The sequence below is a fragment of the Chitinophagales bacterium genome (assembly GCA_020636535.1).
Taxonomy (GTDB): Bacteria; Bacteroidota; Bacteroidia; order Chitinophagales; family JADIYW01; genus JADJSS01.
The window spans coordinates 650,742-671,723 of the sequence record JACJXT010000011.1 but is presented as its reverse complement, the minus strand read 5'-3'; the positions used below and the strand labels follow the sequence as shown (position 1 = coordinate 671,723).

Below are 20,982 nucleotides of genomic sequence, written 5' to 3'. Positions count from 1 at the left end.
ATAGATTCCTGCTTTCGCAGGAATGACGCTAGGATAATAATTTACACCTTTGGCAATTTGCTATCGAACTTTTTAAATGCTCTCATTAACCAATTATCTGTAGGTTTAATTTCGTGCCATTGTTCATCAATTTGTTCGTCCATAGCAGCATCAAACATTACATCTGCCATAGAAATAGCTTGGTGTTCATCTACTTCACCACCACCAAAATATTTATCTGTCCAATATTGTGCTAATGTTTTTGGTGTAGGATAATCGTGTATTACGCTCATTTGTTGCTCCTCGCCTAGCATTCTTTCCATAATAGATAAAAATTCACCACTCATCATAGAATCAAATCCTTGATTTCTAAACGATTCATTGATGTTTATTTTTTGACCAGCTTCTAACTCTAAAATTTTAGCTGCTTCAATTTGCATGGTGACTAATAAATTCTCTTTAGTTAATTTTAAATTAGTTTTTACAATATCTTTTTTATTATTAACTTTTTGATTTGTTATTGAAATTTTCTCTTTATTTTCTTCTAATAAAAAATCTTGCAACACTGGATTGTACCAATACGATTTCCATTGCCAAGCATAAGTTGGTAATGGTACTGTATTGATTTTTTTTCCTACAAATAAATTTTCAAACTTAACATTTATAGTATTAATATATAATTCTTGTAGAGCATTATTAAAGGTAGCTAATGCATCTTTATCTTTTGTAGTTGTAGCAATGTATACTGCTTTATTGCTATTGCAATGTTTTGCTAAATTAATTAAAACAGGATGTGGTCCACATTCTACAAAAACACCAACTTTATCTGACAAATACTGAATAGATTTTTCAAACTGAATAGTGTTTCTTATGTGCTTAGCAAAATAATTAGGCGTTAAATCTGACAACGATAAAGGCAAACCTGTTGCATTTGAAATAACAGGAATTTGTGGCTCTTTAAATGAAAACTGTGCTACAAATTGTTCAAACTTTGGTAAGATAGCATCCATCTGTGAAGAATGAAATGCATGGGAAACTTGTAGCATTACTGCTTTAATTTTGTTTTCTTTAAGTGTAGCCAATACTTTTTCTACATCTGCTTGTAATCCAGCAATAGTTACATTTTTTGGCGCATTGATTGCAGCTAAATCTACGCTAGAATTTTCTAAAAACGGTTTTATAATTGCTTCACTACAAAAAACAGAAGCCATTACACCTTCATTTATTGGCAAAGATTGCATCAATGCAGCTCTTGCTACAACTAATTGCAAAGCTGCTTCTAAATCAATGGCATTAGCAATTGCCAAACAAGATAACTCGCCAATACTATGACCTACTAAATAATTTGGCTCTATACCAAAACTCATATACAATTGTGCAATAGCATATTCTACTACAAATAAACAAGGTTGCGTAAATTTTGTCTGATGAATTAGATGAGCTTTGCTTTCATCTTTCCACAACACATCCATAATTGATTCTTGTAGCATTGGTTGTAGTTGTTTGTCGCAATCATCGATAACCATTTTAAAGACTTCATAATGATCATACAACTGTTTACACATACCAAAATACTGAGCACCTTGTCCAGTACACAAGAACGCTATATCATTATATTCATTTAATTCATTTGTAATAAATACATCTGATTTTTCATTATTTACAACTTGATTGATTTTTTCTTCTAATACTTGATGTGAATCTGCTACGATACTACATCTATAATCAAACAGATTTTTTTTGTTGAGTGTATAAGCAATTTCTGTTAATGAATCATTTTTCCAATCGTTAGTAGTTAAATATTTTTGTAGATAATCTAATAACGCTTGTTTTGTTTTAGCAGAAAAATTAAATATAAATGTAGAATCTATATTTTCTGAAATAATTTTATTTGGTGCTTCTTCAAAAATAATATGTGCATTGGTTCCACTATAACCAGACAAGTTAATGGCTGCATATCTTTTTTTATCCGATTTTTTCCATTCGATAGGTGTTGTTGGAACTACAGCTTTGATGGCATTCCAATTAACATCTTCATTTAAATTGGTAATACTAATTTGAGCAGGAATAGTTTCGTTTTTAAAACTTTCTATCACTTTAAAAATCATAGACATTCCAGTACATGCTTCTAAGTGACCAATATTTGATTTAACAGAATTAATATATATTGGATTTATTCTATTTTGATAAGCCGTAGCAATCGACTGAATTTCCATAGCATCTGTAAACACATTACCAATACCATGAGCTTCCACTAAATCTACTTGATTCGCATTGATATTCGCTTGTTGAAGTGTTTCATTTATCAACTGAATTTGCACTTCTGGATTTGGTGCAGTAAAACCATTACTTGTACCATTGTGTTTTATAGCAATAGCTTTAATCACCAACTCAATTGGTAAATTTTGTTGAACAGCATCATCTACTCTTTTTAAAATAAGCACACCAATACCTTCACCACGAATATAACCATCTGCATTTTGATCGAATGCTTTCAGTTCGTTTGTAGTAGAAAGCGACCCTAATTTTGATAAGCCAACAAATAATTCTGGCGTTAATATTAAATTTGCAGATGCGATAACAGCCGTATCAATCTCCTTATTCTGTAATGCATTTTTTGCCAATTGAATTGCTGTTAGCACAGAAGAACAAGCCGTATCAACAGATAAACTTGTACCTCTAAAATTGTAGAGATAAGAAATTCTACCACAAGCAGTTGCAAACGGAATACCTGTAGCATCATATACATCTACACTCTCTAAATTGCCATTTCGCAAGCGAGCTTGAATATAATCGGAATTACCAATAGCTACAAAAACACCTGTATTGCTTTCTTTTAATTGTTGCGTTGCCAAGCCAGCATTTTCAAAAGCTTCGTAAACAACTTCGAGCATTATTCTTTGTAATGGATCAATAGACTTAGCTTCTCTTGGTGGAATGCCAAAGAAATCAGCATCAAAATCACTTGGTTGATGTGTTAAAAATGCACCATATTGTGCATTGGTTTTTCCTTTCTCTAATTCATCAGTGCTATAAATAGCATCAACATTAAATCTATTATTTGGTATTTTTGAGAATATATTTTTTTCTTCTTTTATAATTTGCCATAGTGCTTTTGTAGAAGTAATTCCAGCAGGAAAACGACAAGCTGTGCTTACAATAGCAATATCTTGTTGTATAGTATTCGTTTGATTTTTTTGTTGTTCTAATTCACTTTCTAAAGTCCTAATTTTAATCAAAGACTTTTGAAGTAATTGTTGCATTTGTAGTAATTTCTCTTCTGTTTCACTCATTGACTTTACTATTTAATTCGTTCATTAACTCTTCTAAACTCATTGTTTCTACTGATTGATTTTCGTTTTTATCTGATATATTATTTTCAATAGTATCATTAGTGAATTGCGTAGCTAAATTTAATTCGTTTGCTATAAAATTAGTATATTTTTCTATTGTAGGATTTGCCCAAATACTGGCTACTGCTAATTGCAATTGAAAAATATCTTGTAGTGAGTCTTTCAATTGTAAAGCCATTAGAGAATCAATTCCTAAGGATTTAAAAGTAGCATCATCCTTAATTTTGTTCGTAGCAATCTTAGTAATTTTAGCCACCAACTGTTTAATTTGTTCGTTGATGATTTGCTTTGCTTGTACTAAACTTGTAGCATTTTGAATACTGCTTTTATTTTTATCTTCTACTACTGTTTGTTCAACAACATTAGCAAAAAACGAATTTTGTTTGATTGATTGATAACTTTCAGACCACAAATTAAAATCTAATTTTACTGGAATAATCTCAGCTAAATTGTACTGAAAAATTTTATCGAAACACAGTTGGAGTTCCTCAACAGTAATCGCCTGCATACCTATTTGTTGTAGTGCATTGCCTCTTTTTTCATCAGCAGCAGCTAAGCCAACTTCTCCAATATTTCCCCAATTAATAGCAATAGCATTTTGATTATTGTTTCTTCTAAAAGCAGCTAATTCATTTAAAAAAGAATTACTTGCATTGTAATTAGCTTGTGCTTTCGTTCCTAAAATACTTGCGATAGACGAAAACAAAACAAACTGTTCCAAATTATGCTCTGCAAACAATTCGTGTAGATGCAAAGCTGCAATTGATTTAGTTTGAATAATATTATTAAAATCATCTTTTGCGAATAAACTTAGCAATCCATCTTTTAAAAATCCTGCTGCATGATACACACCAATAATTGTTGGCATAGAAGTTTCTATGGTTGCAATAGTAGATTGTAATTGTTCCTTGTTCGTAACATCACATTTTAAAACAGCAACTTGCGTACCATTGGCTTTTATTTCATTGATAGCTTCTTGTGTTTTTTCTTTAAGTCCACTTCTGCTAATCAGTGCGATATGTGTAGCACCTTTTTGACTTAAATATTTAGCTAACTCTAAACCCAAACCACTTGTACCACCAGTAATTAAATGAGTACCTTCTGTAGTAAAATTAATTTTTTCGATGGTTTGATTTTTATCTATTTTTTGTAATTTATTCTTATAAATATTATTTTGTCTTATACATACTTCTTTATTTTGATTAATTTGAAGATTGTTCAAAACCAAATTAAAATCGTTGGTAATAAAATTAAAAGGTAAGTCAATTTGTTTAATAGGAATATTGCTGTACTCGTTTTGAATAGTTCTAATCAAACCAATTAGTATAGAAGAATTTAAGTTGACTTGTTTATCAATATCCAAAACAAAACTTCCGTTGGTAATTACATAAATTGGAATATTAATTTGTTTTTCGTCTAATTCCTTTACAATTTTTTGTAGCGATAAAACACCACATTCTAAATACAAACTAAACTCGCCTTTATGCCAAGTTCTACAATGAATAATAGCATCGTAGTTGGTAAAATCGACTGTATCATTAATATCAGCAATCGTAACAGTAATATTTTGTTGCTGTAATAAATTACTTAATGCAATATATTCATCACTATTATCTTTAAATAATAATATATTTTTATATTGTATATTTATTTTTTCTTCTATTTTTATTTTGTCTATCTTATAATAGTCTATAGCCCTTGTAGTATTTATTGCTGTAGATTTTTTAGCCACTGTATCTATCCAATAGCGTTCTTTTTGCCAAGCATAATTAGGTAATTGCACAAACGAAGCAATGTCTTCATAGATTGTTTTCCAATTAAATGCATAACCTGTTTGATACAATAATCCAATATTGTTGTAAAACGATTGTAGTTCATTTTTATCTCTTTCAAAACTACCAATTGCATTAGATTTAATATCTGAATTACTAATATTTTGTTGTAGTGCGTATAATAAAGTTGGATGCGGACTCATTTCTATAAACAAGCATTTTCCCTTACTTAATATTTTTTGTGTTGCTTGATGAAATTGAACTGTACTTCGCAAATTATTTTTCCAATAGGTAGCATTGAGTTGTTCGCCTTTAATTTTATCACCATCTACAGTAGAATAAAAATCGATTGCAGTATTTGTTGTAACAATATTGCCTAGTTTTTGTTCTAATACTTCTTTAATTTCGTCCATGTGATTGCTATGCGAAGCGACATCAACCTTAACTAATTTTGCAAATTTGCCTTTATTTTCTAAATCCTGTTGTATTTGATGCACCAATTCTTTGTCGCCAGAAAGTACTAAACTATTTAAACTATTAACCACAGCAATTGCTACACCATTATTAGCATTGACAATTTCTTGAGCTTCATTCAACGATAAATCGGTAGCCAACATCGCACCTTTGTCACTCGCCTGTTTCATTAAACTACTACGATAACAAATAATTTTTGCAGCATCATCCAAAGAAATAATATTGGCAATATAAGCAGCAGCAACTTCGCCCATACTGTGACCAATAACAGCATTTGGTTGAACACCTTTACTTTGCCACAACTTAGCCAAAGCAATTTCTATAGCCACTAACAAAGGTTGCACCACATCAATTTCCTCTAAGCGATGGTTCTTGGTTTTGTCTAGTTCTTCAAAAATATCCCAATCCACAAAATTTTTAAACGCCGTATTGCATTCTTCCAAAGCTGATTTAAAAACTGGTTCGTGTTGTATTAATGTTTTTCCCATTAAAATAAACTGAGCACCTTGACCAGGAAATACAAAAACAATTTTTAAATTTTCTTCTTCATCAACCAATTTAAAATCATCGACTTCATTTGAATCGACGAAATTTTGCATAGCATCTAACAAATCATTTTTAGTTGTAGCAACAAAACTTTTTCTAATAGGATAAGCAGCTCTTCGCAAAGCCGTCATTGCTGTAATTTCTTCTATAGGAATATTACTTTCAGTAATAAATTGAATATATTTTTTAGTTAAATTAATTAATGCAGTTTCTGATTTTGCAGACAAAGGCAATACAAAAATATCTTTCCTTAAATTAGTATCATTCGTATTATTACTATCATAATTAGATAAAATTACTTGAGCATTAGTTCCTGTAACACCAAAACCACTTATAGCAGCATATTTTTCATTTACATTCCACGCAGTATTTTCTTGTACTACTTTTATTGGATATTCGTTCCAATTAATTAATTGATTGAGTGTTTGACTGTGTAAATTTTTAGGCAATAAATTATTTTGCATTGCTAGAATAACTTTAAGCATTCCAGCCAATCCAGCAACACTTTCTGTATGACCTATATTTGATTTAACAGAAGCAATATATAATGGATTATCATTTGATTTTGTAGAAGCATACACATTTGCCATTGCTTCGACTTCTATAGGATCTCCAATTTTAGTACCCGTACCATGTGCTTCGATAAAAGAAATTTGATGAGCATTTAATTTTGCATTTTGCAATGTTTGTTGATGCAATTTTGTTTGAGCAAGCACACTTGGAGCAGTGAATCCGTTGCTTCTTCCATCTTGATTGACAGCAGAACCTTTGATAGTTGCTAAGATATTGTCCTTGTGTTGAACAGCATCATTTAATCTTTTTAATATAATTACAGCAGCACCTTCAGAACGAATAAAACCATTAGCATCATTTGAAAAAGGCTGACATCTTGAAGTAGCAGACAATGCATTGAGATGTGAAAAGTACATGGTTAATTCTGGTTCGAGAATTAAGTTAGCAGCACCAACTAAAGCTAAATCACATTCGTTATTTCTTAAACTTTGACAAGCCAAATGCGTAGCAACTAATGAAGAAGAGCAAGCAGTATCAATAGCAACAGAAGGACCTTGTAATCCTAGCAAATAAGAAATTCTACCAGAAGTTGCACAATAAGCACTACCAGAATACGAATATGGATTAACCAATTGATAGTTGCCACTTCTAAAATGTTTTTCTTGATAATCGACATTGGTAATTCCAGTAAACACACCAGTAGCCGAATTATTTAAACTGTTAATATTAATGCCTGCATTCTCTAAAGCTTCAACAGAAAGTTCTAACAATAATCTTTGTTGTGGATCTAAACTTTCTAATTCTACTCTAGAAATATCAAAGTAGTTGCCATCAAATAAGTCGATGTTATTTAAGTAACCACCTTGTTTAATATTAATTTTACCAATATCATTTTTATCACTATACAATTCATTTGTATTAAAACGACTATTGGGAATATCTTCAATGGCATCTATATTATTGAGTAGTAGTTGCCAATAATCTTGCATAGAGTTTACATTTCCTGGCAAACGCAAAGCCACACCAACAATAGCAATAGATTGATTATTTTTTTCTTGCTCTTTTTTTAGTTGCTGCTTTAATTTTTGAATAGCAGTAAGTGCATCTTTAATTTGTTGTTTATATTTTTCTTGGTCGGACATTTTATAATGCGTTTAACTCGTCATCTAATAATTTACTTAGGTCGTCTAATTCATCATCTATACTCTCTGTAGAAGTGTTGTTATCGTTAGTAGTTGCATTATTTATTTCTACTTCAACAATTTCCACTTGATTTGTAGTAACTTTAATATTTTCTATTATATCATTATCAATATTTAATTTTTCAATAACAAAAACAGCATATTGTTTTATTGTAGGATATGTCCAAAATCCAGTAACTGATAATGGAATTTCAAATACTTTTTCTAATAAATTTTTAAGTTGAATGGACATTAAAGAATCAATACCAAAAGATTTGAATGTAGCTAATGTTTGAATTTTATCGAGATTGATTTTAGTAACTTGATGTACTAAGTCTTTAATTTTTTGTTCGATGCTTTCTAGTTGTTCTTCTTCGGTTTCTAATAATTGTAGTGATGCAACAAAACTTTGCGTAGTAGTATTCGTTTCATTTATAGTAACATTATCTCTTAAATTATTATAAAACGAATTATGTAATGCACTACTATAATTATTTTGCCATTTCTCAATATTAAAATTAAAGCAACCAATATTGGTAGTATTTGTTTGTACTATTTGTTCAAAATAATGTGTACACTCGTTGGTTGTTAAAGGAGCAATGCCTTCTGTTTTCAATCTATCTGCTCTATTACTTTCTTGAGCAGCCAAACCAACATCAGCCACAGTTCCCCAATTAATGGACAATGCTGTTAGATTTTGTTGTTTTCTATAAATTGCTAATCCATTCATAAATGCATTAGCCAAAACATAATTGGCTTGACCTGGAGAACCAAACATAGTAGATGAAGAACTAAATAATACGAAATAGTCTAATGGAATATGTTTAGTTGCATGATGTAGATTTATAGCACCTTTTAATTTTGGACTTAGCACATTATGCAATTGCGTAGTAGTCATATTAGCAATAGCAGCATCATCTAAAATTCCAGCCAGATGAAAAACACCTTTTAAAGGAAGCGTATCTTCTATATTATTGATAATGTTTTTTATCTTATCTAAATCACTAATATCTGTTTGTATAATTTGAATGGTAACACCTTTTTGTTGTAGTAAATTAATTTGCTGTTGAGCAGTTTCATTAGCACCACTTCGTCCTAAGAGTATAAAATGCCTTGCACCTTTATCAAACAAGAAATTAAGAAAACTCAATCCAAGTCCACCATAACCACCACTTAGTAAGTACGAAGCATTGCTATCAATAATTAAATCGTTGTTATCTTGAATTTGTAAGTTTTGGTCGTATTGATTAATCACTACAACTTTTCCAATATGTTGCGACTTATTCAAATAGTTGAATGCCTCTTTAGCTTCTTGAATACTAAACACTGTTTTAGGCAAAGGTTTAATATCACCTTGTTGAAGCATAAGTACAATTTCTTGAAGCAATTCTCCTAAATATTCAGGTTTCTCAAATAGCATTTTTTCTAAATCTACCATATGGTAACTTAATGCATTATTGAAAACGAACAAACCTAATTTCTCATTGTTATAGATATCTTTTTTGCCAATTTCGATAAAACGACCAAAGCTTTTGAGTAATTGCATACTCTTTAACATCGCTTCACCAGTAAGTGAATTCAATACAATATCTATACCTTGATTATTGGTATCTGCAAGAATTTGATTATAGAAATCAGTATCTCTTGAATTATAAATATGATTAATACCTATATTTTTTAGATAACTTCTTTTTTCAGCAGTACCAGCAGTAGCATAAATTTCTGCACCGTAATATTTTGCAATTTGAATAGCCGCTAAACCAACGCCACCTGTTGCAGCATGAATTAACACTTTATCGCCTTGATTGATTTTAGCTAACTCAACCAAAGCATAAAATGCAGTTAAGAAAACCGTAGGAATCGTAGCAGCATCTTCGATTGTAATACTATTTGGCATTTTTCTAAGTGCATTTGCATTTGCTATAACATGACTTGCCATAGTATGATAAGCCATTCCAAAAACAGTATCGCCAATATTGAGATGATTGACCTCATTGCCTTTAGCTATAACTTTACCTACACACTCAATACCTAATGTAGCAAAGCCATTTTCCTTGCCTGGATAAATTCCTAATACCGACATTAAATTCATGAAGTTAATACCTAAAGCATTATTTTCTATAATAACTTCGTTGGCTTTAGGTTGTGGTAAATTCGTTTTTCTATATAATAAATTATTAATTATACCTTTTTCTTCTATATCTACTAAAAAACTATGATTTGAAACAGAAATTAGTTGATTTGTAGTTTGTAGATTTGTTATCTCTATATTGTCTAATCTTGCAACAAAAACTTGTTGATTGGCAATTTTAAAATTGTTTTCATTCGTAGCATTGGCAATTATTGTTGGCACTACATCTAACGATGCAATATTGTCAATATCAATAATAGATGGTTTTAGTTCGTAGTGTTCATTCCAAAAAACACCCATAAAATTTTGTAGTGCATGTTGTATTGGATTAATTTGATTGCCGTTTGCATTTTGCGTGATACACCAAAATCGACAAGGTACATTTAATTTGATAATAGCTTGAGCAACTAATAAAAAATCATCATATACATTTATATTGATGTTATTTTCATTGAATGTAGCAATATATGGAACAAATACAAAGTTGTTTGTAATTGTCTCTTTTAATAATGTATCTATATCATTGAGTTCATTATATTCTATCAACTTAATATTATTAAGTGATTTTAGCTGTGGTAATAAATGATGTTCGTTGTGAATAATAAAACAAATATCTGAAGTAGTTTTTGTTTCATCAAGCGAAAATAATTCCCAATTAGTTTGATAAAATACTGAAGTTTGATTGCTATTATTTTGTTCATCAATATTAATAAACGCTACGCCAACACAAGCTATAATTAGTTGATTGTTTTCATATATAAATACATCAGCAATAATATTTTTTGTATTTTCTGATTGAATTTGAACTTCGATTTGCCATTGATTGCTTACTGGTTTTTGATAGAAATTATAGTGAGCAATTTTGCTTGGAACAAAAGTTTGGTCTGTTTTTAAATAAACTGCTGGCAATATAGTTTGTAAAGCAACATCTAATAAAGCTGGATGCGTAATAAATTCATTTGTATTAATTATTGCATTTGATATAAATATATTATTACTATATTCAATTTTTAATATATTTTGAAATGCATTACCATAAGGTAATTTTATTTTTTGTGTAAGCTCGTAGTGTTGTGTTTTATCAATAGTTTGTTTGTCTGATAAATTAGTGATAAGTCTATCATTATTACTAATAGCTTTTGCATTAAGTATAGCACTAAAATGTATTACTTTTTCATCATTAACAATAGAATACATTTTAATTATATAACTATTTTCAATCTCTTTTTGGATAATAGTATGTAAGATAGTTGTAGTATCTTCATTTAAGTGTAATGCTTTTTCAATAAATACATCTTGTAATGAAAAGCTATCTAATTGAAAACTCTGTTGAGCCACTTCATTAACAATTTCCAAGAAAGCTGTTGCAGGAAAAACAATTGCCTCTGCAATTTTGTGGTCTTGTAAAAAAGGAAATGCATCTATACTAATTGCAGACTGATATAAATAAGTTGGCGTAATGGTATCATCGAAAGATAATTGAGTTAATAGTGCTTGTGTTAGCTGACTATCTTTTTGTAATTGTGTTGTATTATCTTCTAACCAGTAATATTCTTTTTGCCAAGGATAATTGGGTAACTCTATTTTTTCGTAGTAAGTGCCATAGAATTTTTTCCAATTTGGTGCTACGCCATTACAATATGCTGCACACAGATTATTATATAAAATAACTGTTTCATTTTTATTTTTTTCTAACGAATAGATTGTTGTAGCATTACTCTGTTTAGCTTCTATATTTTCTTGAACAGCTTGTGTTAAAACTGGATGTGGACTCATCTCTATAAAAATTGTAGCTCCATCATCTATTAATTGTTGAATAGTTTTACCAAATTGTACTGTATTTCTTAAATTCTTCAACCAATAATTAGCATCTAAATTTTCTCCATTTAACAAAGTAGCTTCTACAGTAGAATAAAAAGGAATATTTGAATTTTTATTATCTAAATGAATGAGTGCATCATTCAAATCGTTTAAAACACTATCCATTTGTTGACTATGAGAAGCAACATCAACCTTAATTAATCTTGCAAAAATATCTTTTGTAGTAGCCAAATCTACTATTTGCTGAATAGCGTTGGTATCGCCACTAATTACTGTAGAATTTGGACTATTCACCACAGCAATAGCCACTTCATCAGATTTGTCGCCAATAAGTTGTTGTGTTTCTGCTACACTTAACGCAATATATGCCATAGCACCTTCGCCTCGTTTTTGCTTCATCAATTGACTACGATTACAAATGATTTTAGCAGCAGCATCTAACGAAATAGTATTGGCAATATAAGCAGCAGCTACTTCACCCATGCTATGTCCAACAACAGCAAAAGGTTGAATACCCAAACTCATCCACCATTTAGCCAAAGCAATTTCAACAGCAACTAAGGTTGGTTGAACGATATCTATTTGTTGGAATAAATCTTCATCATTCGTATTTAAAATATCAATTAAATTCCAATTGGTATATTTAGCAAAAGCAGTTGTACATTCATCAATAGTTTGTTTAAAGACTATTTCATTTTGGTATAAATTTAAAGCCATTCCCAACCATTGCGAACCTTGACCTGGAAATACAAATACTATTTTTTGGTTGATATCTTCAGAAAAACCATGAATTATATTTTCATCATCTATATTATTAATAGCATTTTGTAATGTTGATTGTAGTTCTTGATAATTCGTAAACGAAATGGCTAATCGTTCTTTAAGATTAGCTTTATGAAACGCAATATTTTTGGTATAATTGATATAATTTTCTGCTGTAATTGCATCATCATATAATTTTAAATATTCTTGTAAAGCTGATTTATCATTTGCAGAAATTGGTAAAATGTATTTTAGTCGATGAATTTCATCTGATTTATCTAAAAGAATATTTGGTGCTTCTTGAATGATAGCATGAGCATTAGTACCTGTAATGCCAAAAGTATTTACACCAGCAATTAAAGGTTGATTTGGATTTGGCCAATCGTGAACTGTAGTAGGAATTTTAATTTTAACTTTAGTCCAATCGACCAAATTATTAGGTTCTAAAAAATGTAAATTAGCAGGAATTTTTTTATGTTGAATAGCTAAACAAGTCTTAACCAAACCTACTAAACCTGCAACAGCTTCAGTATGACCAAGATTAGATTTAACAGAACCAACCAATATTTCATTTCTGTTTCCATCATCAAAAGCATTCCAAATACTATTGAGTTCTGCTTTATCTCCAGCTTTAGTTCCAGTGCCATGAGCTTCTACAAATTGAATTTGATTAGATTTTATATTTGCACTTTTAATAGCTTTATCCAACATAATTTTTTGAGTAATATCACTTGGAGCAAGCATATATTTATGTGCATGACCATCTGAATTACAAGCACTACCTAAAACTACTGCATGAATAAAGTTATTATCTTTTATAGCATCTTCTAATCTTTTAATTACAATAGTAACTGCTGCTTCGCTTCGAACATAACCACTTGCATTTAAGTTTCCAAAACGACACTCGCCATAATCGGAAAGTAAGCTAGAACGAGAATAACCAATGGAAACAAATGGATCTTGAATTAAATTAACTGCTCCGACAAGTGCTGTATCAATTTCATTTAACTTTAAGCTTTGTATTGCAGTATGTAAGGCAACTATAGAAGTAGAGCAAGCAGTATCTATAGTTAGCGAAGGCCCTTGAATATTAAAAAAATAAGACAAACGACCTGAGAGTGCGTATCGTCCGCTACCTGTAGTTGTATAGGCATCTATATCATAATTTGATTTTGCCATTTTATGCTCAAAATCGTTAGACCAACTACCACAATAGACACCAGTATTGCTTCCATACATATCTTCTAGTCGAATACCTGCATCTTCAAATGCTTCGAAAGCAGTTTCTAGTAATAATCGTTGTTGTGGATCGAGTTTTTCTGCTTCGGTTGGTGCTATATTAAAAAAATTAGCATCAAAATTTTGAATATTGCTTAGAAATCCACCTCTTTTGGTAACCATTTTACCTTTGCCTCTATTAGCATCAATATATTGATTAAGGTTAGGAAATCTGTTTTCTGGAATAGTAGTGAGTAAATCTTTTTTATTGATGAGTGCAGTCCAAAAGTCAGATAAATATTGAATATCTCCAGGTAATCGTAGTCCAATACCTACAATAGCTACAGTATTTTTAGGAAAGTTATTAGCATTATTATTACTATCCATAGACTAATTTTAGGAAAGATAAATATAAACATTTTATAGCAGAAAAGAATTTTACTGCGTAACTGTATTTTCTATAACTTGTTCTTGTTGTAGAGCTTTTTGTTTTTCTGCTTCTTCTGCTCTCGAATCGATAGCTGCTTTATTTAATAGCAAAGGAATAATTACTAAAACAATACCTATAGCAAAACCAATTAATCCAAACAAGAATGCACTACGATATTTAGCATAAGTAGAAAATAATGGATCATCGACAATTTTAAGTGACTCGCTTTTGGTATTTACACCTGCTTTTGCTGCTTCAAAAGTATTAGCAGCATCGCTATACATTATATTTAAAACGCCTAATTCTCTTTGCAATTTTTGTTCTTGTACAATCCCTAATCTTTTTTCATTAAATATGTTTTGGTCTTGAGATTTAGCCAAGGCAACTTCTCTTATTTTAATTTCAGTTTTAATAGAATCTAATCGTCTTTGTGCTTTTTGAAAGTTTTGAACTGAAGCTTTATCTTGTTTATCTTGAAAAAACTCTCGGATAGATTTTAATATTTCTAAAGCCAAGTTTTTAGATAAATCATAGTTTGGTGTTTCTATATTGGCATACACTAGACCAGCAGTGACTTCGTATTCAATTTCTAAAGCGTCATCAATAAAAGCGTAATACATCATGGAAGAAATACTATCTTCTAATTTTGACATATTATAAATAGAATTAGCTGTAAACTTAAAGTCTTTAATTCCTTCTTCTTCCAATCCATCTTTGTAACCATATATTTCTGAGTAAAAGTTGCCTAATTTATCTTCTCTTCCATTCATAAATACATCAGCCAATAATGCTTTTTTAAATGCATAATTAGATGAGTAGATTCCCATTAATACATCATTGGTTGAACCACCCATTCCTAAACCAAATGTAGAAGCTAAAGACATTAAACCACCAGAAGCTCTAGCATCTACTGCATTGAAAGAAGTAAATGCAATAAATTTTGGTGGTGATTTTACTGCAAATAAGTAGCCCAAATAGGTAAATCCGCCAACGCCAATAATCACAATATAAAATTTCTTTAATAAATATAAAGAGTATTTTTTAAATGCATCAATTACATCAATTAAACGAATATCTTCATCTTGAAATTGGTATTCTTGCATAGCTAAGGTTTAATAAATAATATAAGTAGCCCTGTTGTTAATGCTGATGTTACACTTGCAATAACACTTGGAAGTAATATATTTAAGCTAACAGGTTCTCTTGGTGTAACTGGTGCTTTAGTTCTTTTTTCTGGTTTCATTTCTACCATAATAGTTGCTCCTTCGTTATCTATAGTTGGATAATTTTTAATTCCTAAGAAGGTATGTGTAATATCTACTTTACCATTTTCGTATTGTACTAAAGCATGTTTTTTATTGGCTCTTTTTTTGAAACCACCTGCATAGTTTTTAATATACCATCTGATGCTTTTTCCTGGAACAAACTTTCCGCTAATGGTTTGATTGCTATCTAAGTTTGGATAACGAATTGCCCCTTTAATACTTACCATTTGATTAACTGTTGGTATAGTAATAACATCGCCATCTTTAAGAATTAAATTAGCAATAGATTTTGGGTCTTTGAAAGCATCTTTTAATTCAAAAACTGTTTTCAATTGATTATCTTCTTGTCTTACTAAATTAGCTCCTTTAATAAATGCATAAGGCGTAAGCCCACCAGCTCTTTCTATTAAATCTAATACTTTTTCATTTTTATCTAATAAAGGATAAATCCCTGCATATTTTACTTCACCATTGATAGTAACATTCAATTGATCTGAAAAAACATACTCTTTCCTAACAAATATTTTATCCATTGGCATTAAAGGAAAAGCTTTAGAAGCTGCATCTAGCTCTAAATTTTCACCTATTTCAAATTGTTCTACAAAAATTCTTACTGGATTAGCATTGGAATCTACAGCTGGATCAAAATCAAATACTCTTGCTATTTCTATTTTTGAATTGGCTGCTTCTGCTTTTAATCCACCTGCATAAAAAATTAAATCGTTGAGTGTTAAACCTTCTGCATAGTCTATAATTGTTGGATTTAGTACGGAACCATCTATAGATACTTTAAATTTTTCTGTAAAATTCTCATAAGAAAAAATTCTAATAGCATCATTTTTCATTAGTAATATATTTTCTGGAGAACTAGGATCTAGAATAATATCTTTTAAGTTAAATTTTAACAATACTTCTTTTTGATTAGGTAGTTTTCTTCTAATGTACGCTCTATCTAAATAAGCAGATGGTTTTATTCCTCCAGCCATAATTAATATATCGGAAATTCTATCGCCTTCGTTTAATTCGTAAGTATTTGGAAATCGTACACTACCAGCAATGGAAACTTTATTTTCTACATTGTCTTCTACGCTAATAATTTTTATTTCATCGCCATCTTTTAAATTAAAGTCTTGTTTATTGCGAATCAGAGAATCTAGAGAAATATTAATAATTTCTTTTTTATCGTCTGTAAATCTAGTAACTTGAATGGTTTTTAAGTAGGCATCTGCACTTAATCCACCAGCATAACGAATTAAATCGGTTAATTGTTCGTTTGGCAATAATTCATATAGTGCTGGTCTTTTAATAGCACCAGCTACTTTTACAATTTTGTCTGCAGTAGGCACAAAGATAAAATCGCCTGTTTGTAAGAAGAAAGTACTTTTAACATTTGGTTCTAGCAAAAATTTATACAAATCGAATGTTTCTACTGTTTTTCCATTTCTTCTTACTTGAATATTTCTTACAGTACCAATTTTAGTAATTCCATTTGATGCATTGATGGCATTATAAACAGAATTGATAGCTGGAATTTGGTAAGTTCCTGGCTTAAACACTTCACCCACAATATTTACATCTATAGTTCTAGCATAGTTAAGTGATATTTCATATTTGGTATTTTTTGGATTGATAAATGTACTTAATCGCTTACCAATTTGAGCTTTTACTGCTCCAAATGTAAGTCCTTTTACATACAAGCGACCAAATTCTGGAATTTGAATATAGCCATCTTTAGATACTTTAAAGGAATTATTATAATCTGCATAGCCCCAAACTGCTAAATTAATTTCATCGCCTTCATCTATAATATAAGAGTCTGGTGCTTTTCCATCTGTAGAAATTGCAAATAGATCTAAGTTATTTGAATTAAAAAAATTATGTCCAAAAATTTGGTCAGATAAGTCCTTTTCTTTATCTTCTTTTCTTTCTGCTTGAATACTGTCTAATCTACCTTGCATTGCTGCTTGCTTTGCAGACATTTCTGTTAGATACATTATAAGCTCATTATCTTGCAACATAGATAAATCGTCAGTATTCTTTTGATTAGCACTAGTTACTGCTTGTTTAGATAACATTTGGTTTATGGTAGTTTGATCTAAGCCAAGCATTTGCAATTGAGATGCAGAAGGTGTACTTTTTGATGCTGTAGAGTTTGATATACTTTTTAAAAGACTATTATAAGATGAATTTCCTCCACTTATACTATTTAAAAGACTATTAATGTTTTGAGCAGATGCAAAATAGGTGATACAAAAAAGAAATACAATGAGTATATATTTAGCATATTTCATAAAATGAAAAATTTAGCTTGTAAATTTAAGGAAATACATTTTAATCTGAGCATAAAAAAAGGCAATACTGAATGTACTGCCTTTTTGTTAATATTTTTTATAATTTTTTTAAGTTTTAGTTGGCTGGATAAAACTCAACTCTACGATTTAATTGATGTTGTGGCTCTGTAGATGCATTTTCAAACAAGTTATCTTTTTCTCCATAATAACCTGGAACAAATCTGTTTCTATCAATATTAAAAGTTTTAACTAGATAATCAATTGCAGATTTTACTCTATTTTCAGAGAGTGTCATATTATATTCATCTGTATTTCTAACATCAGTATATCCTTTTACATTAATTTTTAAATCAGGGAATTTTTTCATTACAGATGCTACTTTATATAACTCTGGAATTTCTGATGTTCTGATATTGTATTTATCTAAGTCGAAGAAAATCATAGATAAACTCCAGCCATCAACAGTTACAGAAGTGTTATTTGGTCCATTAATATAATTCTGAACTATATTTTTCACCTCTTGAATTTGTTCTGGTGTTAACCCGTCAGGTCTTACATTAATTCCTTTTTCTATTGGCAATAATGGTGTTGAGAATGGTTCTGGATCTTTATGATCTGGATAACCATCTTTATCGCTATCTAAAGTAACACCATGTGTATCAACAATAGCACCTTCTTCTGTGTCTGGTTCTTCATCTAGTTCATCAATAACACCGTCGCCATCTGCATCTTTAACTTTATATTGATTTTTAAGTTTTTCATCTACCACACTCATATAAGCTTCTAATGGATTTACCCATTCTATATGTTCTTTTTGAGCACCAATTCTACCAAATTTATAGGTAACATTTAAATTCATGTAAGCATAGGCATCTCTATTCATTTTAGCTAAAGATTGAACGCCACCTGCACTAGAAAAGTTAAATGCATCTAACTTATCTGAATTGGTAAATATAAATTGTCCTTCTAAACCTATATCAAAAGACTTAGAAACTTTAAATTTAAGTCCTAAAGCCATTGGAAATATAATTTCTGTAAACTTGTTGGTAAAACCTCTTAAATATTTACTATTAGTTATTGGTAAGTCATCTGCTGTATTATAGATATTTGATTCTGTTCTAACAAAACCAACACCCATTTTAGTATAAAGAGATACTCTTCTTTCTTTCCATGGTTTTTGTTTGATGTTAGATTTTATCCATCTATTGGTTCCAAAAATAAGATTACTCCAATTGATATACATATTTATAGACCCTTGATGAAATAATTCTGTTTTAAAATAAACTTCTTGATCAAAACCAAGTGTTTTCCAATAAGTTCTATCTTCTGCAAAGCCACCTCTAGTAATTGTTCTACCTAATAATTTACCTAATGTATAATCTAGATTAATACCAAAAACATTACCCATCATTTTAGTTAAACCAACACCAGCACCCCATTGTACTTCACTTGGAGCTTTAAACTGTCTGAACCAGTCATAACTTCTAATATCTGTAAATGGAGTTGTTGCACCTCCGTGTAGTGTTAATGACCAATCTTTTAAGAATCTGTTGGTTTCAATTCTAGTAGAAAATTGTTGACCAGAATTTTCAGTTTTCTTTTCTTTATCTTTAGGAGTAGTTTCGTTACCCAAAACTACATTAGCAGATAGCAACACTAACAATGCTAACAGTTTATATTTCAATGCTCTCATATAACAAAAATAACACTAGTTTAGAAAATACGCGTATAAAGTCTACAAAAAAATAATTTTTTAACATGCTTTTTATACTTTTTCATTAGTTATTTTTGAGGAATGAGTCAAATTGAAGCACAAACTGATACAATTATAGCATTGAGTACGCCAAATGGTGTTGGTGCTATTGCAGTCATCAGATTATCAGGCAGTAATGCTATTGCCATTACTAATCAATTTTTTAGAGGAAAAAACTTGCTAGAAGTAACATCTCATACTATTCATTTTGGAAAAATTGTAGATCAGAACAATAATGAAATTGATGAAGTATTAATTAGTATTTTTAAGGCACCGAATTCTTATACCAAAGAAAATGTAGTTGAAATATCGTGTCATGGTTCGCCATATATCCAAAATAGAATTATTGATTTGTTTACTAGCAACAAAGTAAGGTATGCTAAAGCTGGTGAATTTACTTTAAGAGCTTTTTTAAATGGCAGATTTGATTTATCGCAAGCAGAAGCTGTGGCTGACTTAATTGCTTCAGAATCTGAATCAAGTCATGATATGGCAATAGCTCAAATGCGTGGTGGTATATCTAATGAAATTCAGAAGTTACGACAAGAGCTAATTGATTTTGCTGCTTTGATTGAATTAGAGTTAGATTTTAGTGAAGAAGATGTTGAATTTGCTGATAAAGATCGATTAAAAAATCTCATCTATCATATTTTAAAAGCACTAGAACAGTTAGCTCAAAGTTTTCAATTAGGAAATGCTATTAAAAATGGAGTAAATACCGTAATTGCTGGCAGACCTAATGCTGGAAAATCTACTTTACTTAATGTATTATTACAAGAAGACAGAGCCATCGTTTCTGACATTGCTGGAACAACAAGAGATGTTATTGAAGAAGTAATTAACATCAATGGTATTGCTTTTAGACTAATGGATACTGCTGGACTTAGAGCTGCTACAGATGCTATTGAAGCTATTGGCATTCAGAAAACAATGGAAAAAGTAAATCAATCTTCTATTTTATTATATGTTTTTGATGAAACAGAGTTAAATTTAACCACAGTAGAAGAAGACATCAACAGTTTATATAAAGATGGAATGAAAGTAATTATTGTAGCAAATAAATCAGATAAATATCATCAACTGCACGATAATATACAAGCCAATATTAACCAAGAACAGCTTGAATTAAATTCTTTTTACGAAAAATTTGCAAGTCAAGGATTTACTTTTTTACCGAATATCTCTGCTAAACAAAATCTTGGCATTGAACAAATTAAGATCTCATTATATCAATTAGTTGTAGACAAATCTATTACTATTTCTTCTACAATTATTTCTAACAGCAGACATTATGAAGCTTTACAAGGAGCAAAAAATGCTTTAGAACAAGCACTACAAAATATAGATGCACAAATAAGTAGTGATTTTGTAGCATTAGACATTAGACATGCATTGAATCATCTTGGAGAAATCACAGGAGCTATCTGCACCGACGATTTATTAGATAGTATATTTTCTAAATTCTGTATCGGGAAGTAGTTGCCTTTCTCTTA

General features: G+C 30.2%; 7 protein-coding genes. 1 reads left to right on the top strand and 6 read right to left on the bottom strand.

Features of this window, described 5'->3' with window-relative positions; all coding sequences use genetic code 11:
- Positions 1 to 41: 41 nt before the first annotated feature.
- From H6553_03210 to H6553_03185, 6 genes are all read right to left on the bottom strand, one after another.
- Entirely contained in the window at positions 42 to 3,272 is a 3,231-nt protein-coding gene (locus tag H6553_03210) for a type I polyketide synthase (protein MCB9032822.1), read from the bottom strand.
- Positions 3,265 to 7,779, bottom strand: a complete 4,515-nt coding sequence (locus H6553_03205) for an SDR family NAD(P)-dependent oxidoreductase (GenBank protein ID MCB9032821.1) — start codon at positions 7,777 to 7,779, stop codon at positions 3,265 to 3,267. Before H6553_03205 ends, H6553_03210 begins: the two co-directional genes overlap by 8 nt.
- 1 nt (position 7,780) lies before the next feature.
- The gene (locus tag H6553_03200; GenBank protein ID MCB9032820.1) at positions 7,781 to 14,137 is read right to left on the bottom strand and encodes a type I polyketide synthase; all 6,357 of its coding nucleotides are present in this window, start codon (positions 14,135 to 14,137) and stop codon (positions 7,781 to 7,783) included.
- Positions 14,138 to 14,188: 51 nt separating this feature from the next.
- Entirely contained in the window at positions 14,189 to 15,283 is a 1,095-nt protein-coding gene (locus H6553_03195) for a hypothetical protein (GenBank protein ID MCB9032819.1), read from the bottom strand.
- 2 nt (positions 15,284 to 15,285) lie between these two features.
- Positions 15,286 to 17,736 (bottom strand): SLBB domain-containing protein, encoded by a 2,451-nt coding sequence (locus H6553_03190; GenBank protein ID MCB9032818.1) that lies wholly within the window; start codon positions 17,734 to 17,736, stop codon positions 15,286 to 15,288.
- Between the two features lie 115 nt (positions 17,737 to 17,851).
- The gene (locus H6553_03185) at positions 17,852 to 19,429 is read right to left on the bottom strand and encodes an OmpA family protein (GenBank protein MCB9032817.1); all 1,578 of its coding nucleotides are present in this window, start codon (positions 19,427 to 19,429) and stop codon (positions 17,852 to 17,854) included.
- Between the two features lie 102 nt (positions 19,430 to 19,531).
- On the opposite strand from H6553_03185, the gene mnmE reads away from it, so the two are divergent.
- Positions 19,532 to 20,968 carry a tRNA uridine-5-carboxymethylaminomethyl(34) synthesis GTPase MnmE gene (mnmE, locus tag H6553_03180; protein ID MCB9032816.1) on the top strand — a complete coding sequence of 479 codons (1,437 nt, stop codon included), beginning with the start codon at positions 19,532 to 19,534 and terminating at the stop codon, positions 20,966 to 20,968.
- The last annotated feature ends 14 nt before the right edge of the window (positions 20,969 to 20,982 follow it).

Coding starts and splice junctions, on each gene's coding strand:
- H6553_03205 (MCB9032821.1), bottom strand. CDS start 7,779: ATGTCCGACCAAGAAAAATATAAACAACAAATTAAAGATGCACTTACT.
- mnmE (MCB9032816.1), top strand. CDS start 19,532: ATGAGTCAAATTGAAGCACAAACTGATACAATTATAGCATTGAGTACG.
- H6553_03185 (MCB9032817.1), bottom strand. CDS start 19,429: ATGAGAGCATTGAAATATAAACTGTTAGCATTGTTAGTGTTGCTATCT.
- H6553_03190 (MCB9032818.1), bottom strand. CDS start 17,736: ATGAAATATGCTAAATATATACTCATTGTATTTCTTTTTTGTATCACC.
- H6553_03200 (MCB9032820.1), bottom strand. CDS start 14,137: ATGGATAGTAATAATAATGCTAATAACTTTCCTAAAAATACTGTAGCT.
- H6553_03210 (MCB9032822.1), bottom strand. CDS start 3,272: ATGAGTGAAACAGAAGAGAAATTACTACAAATGCAACAATTACTTCAA.
- H6553_03195 (MCB9032819.1), bottom strand. CDS start 15,283: ATGCAAGAATACCAATTTCAAGATGAAGATATTCGTTTAATTGATGTA.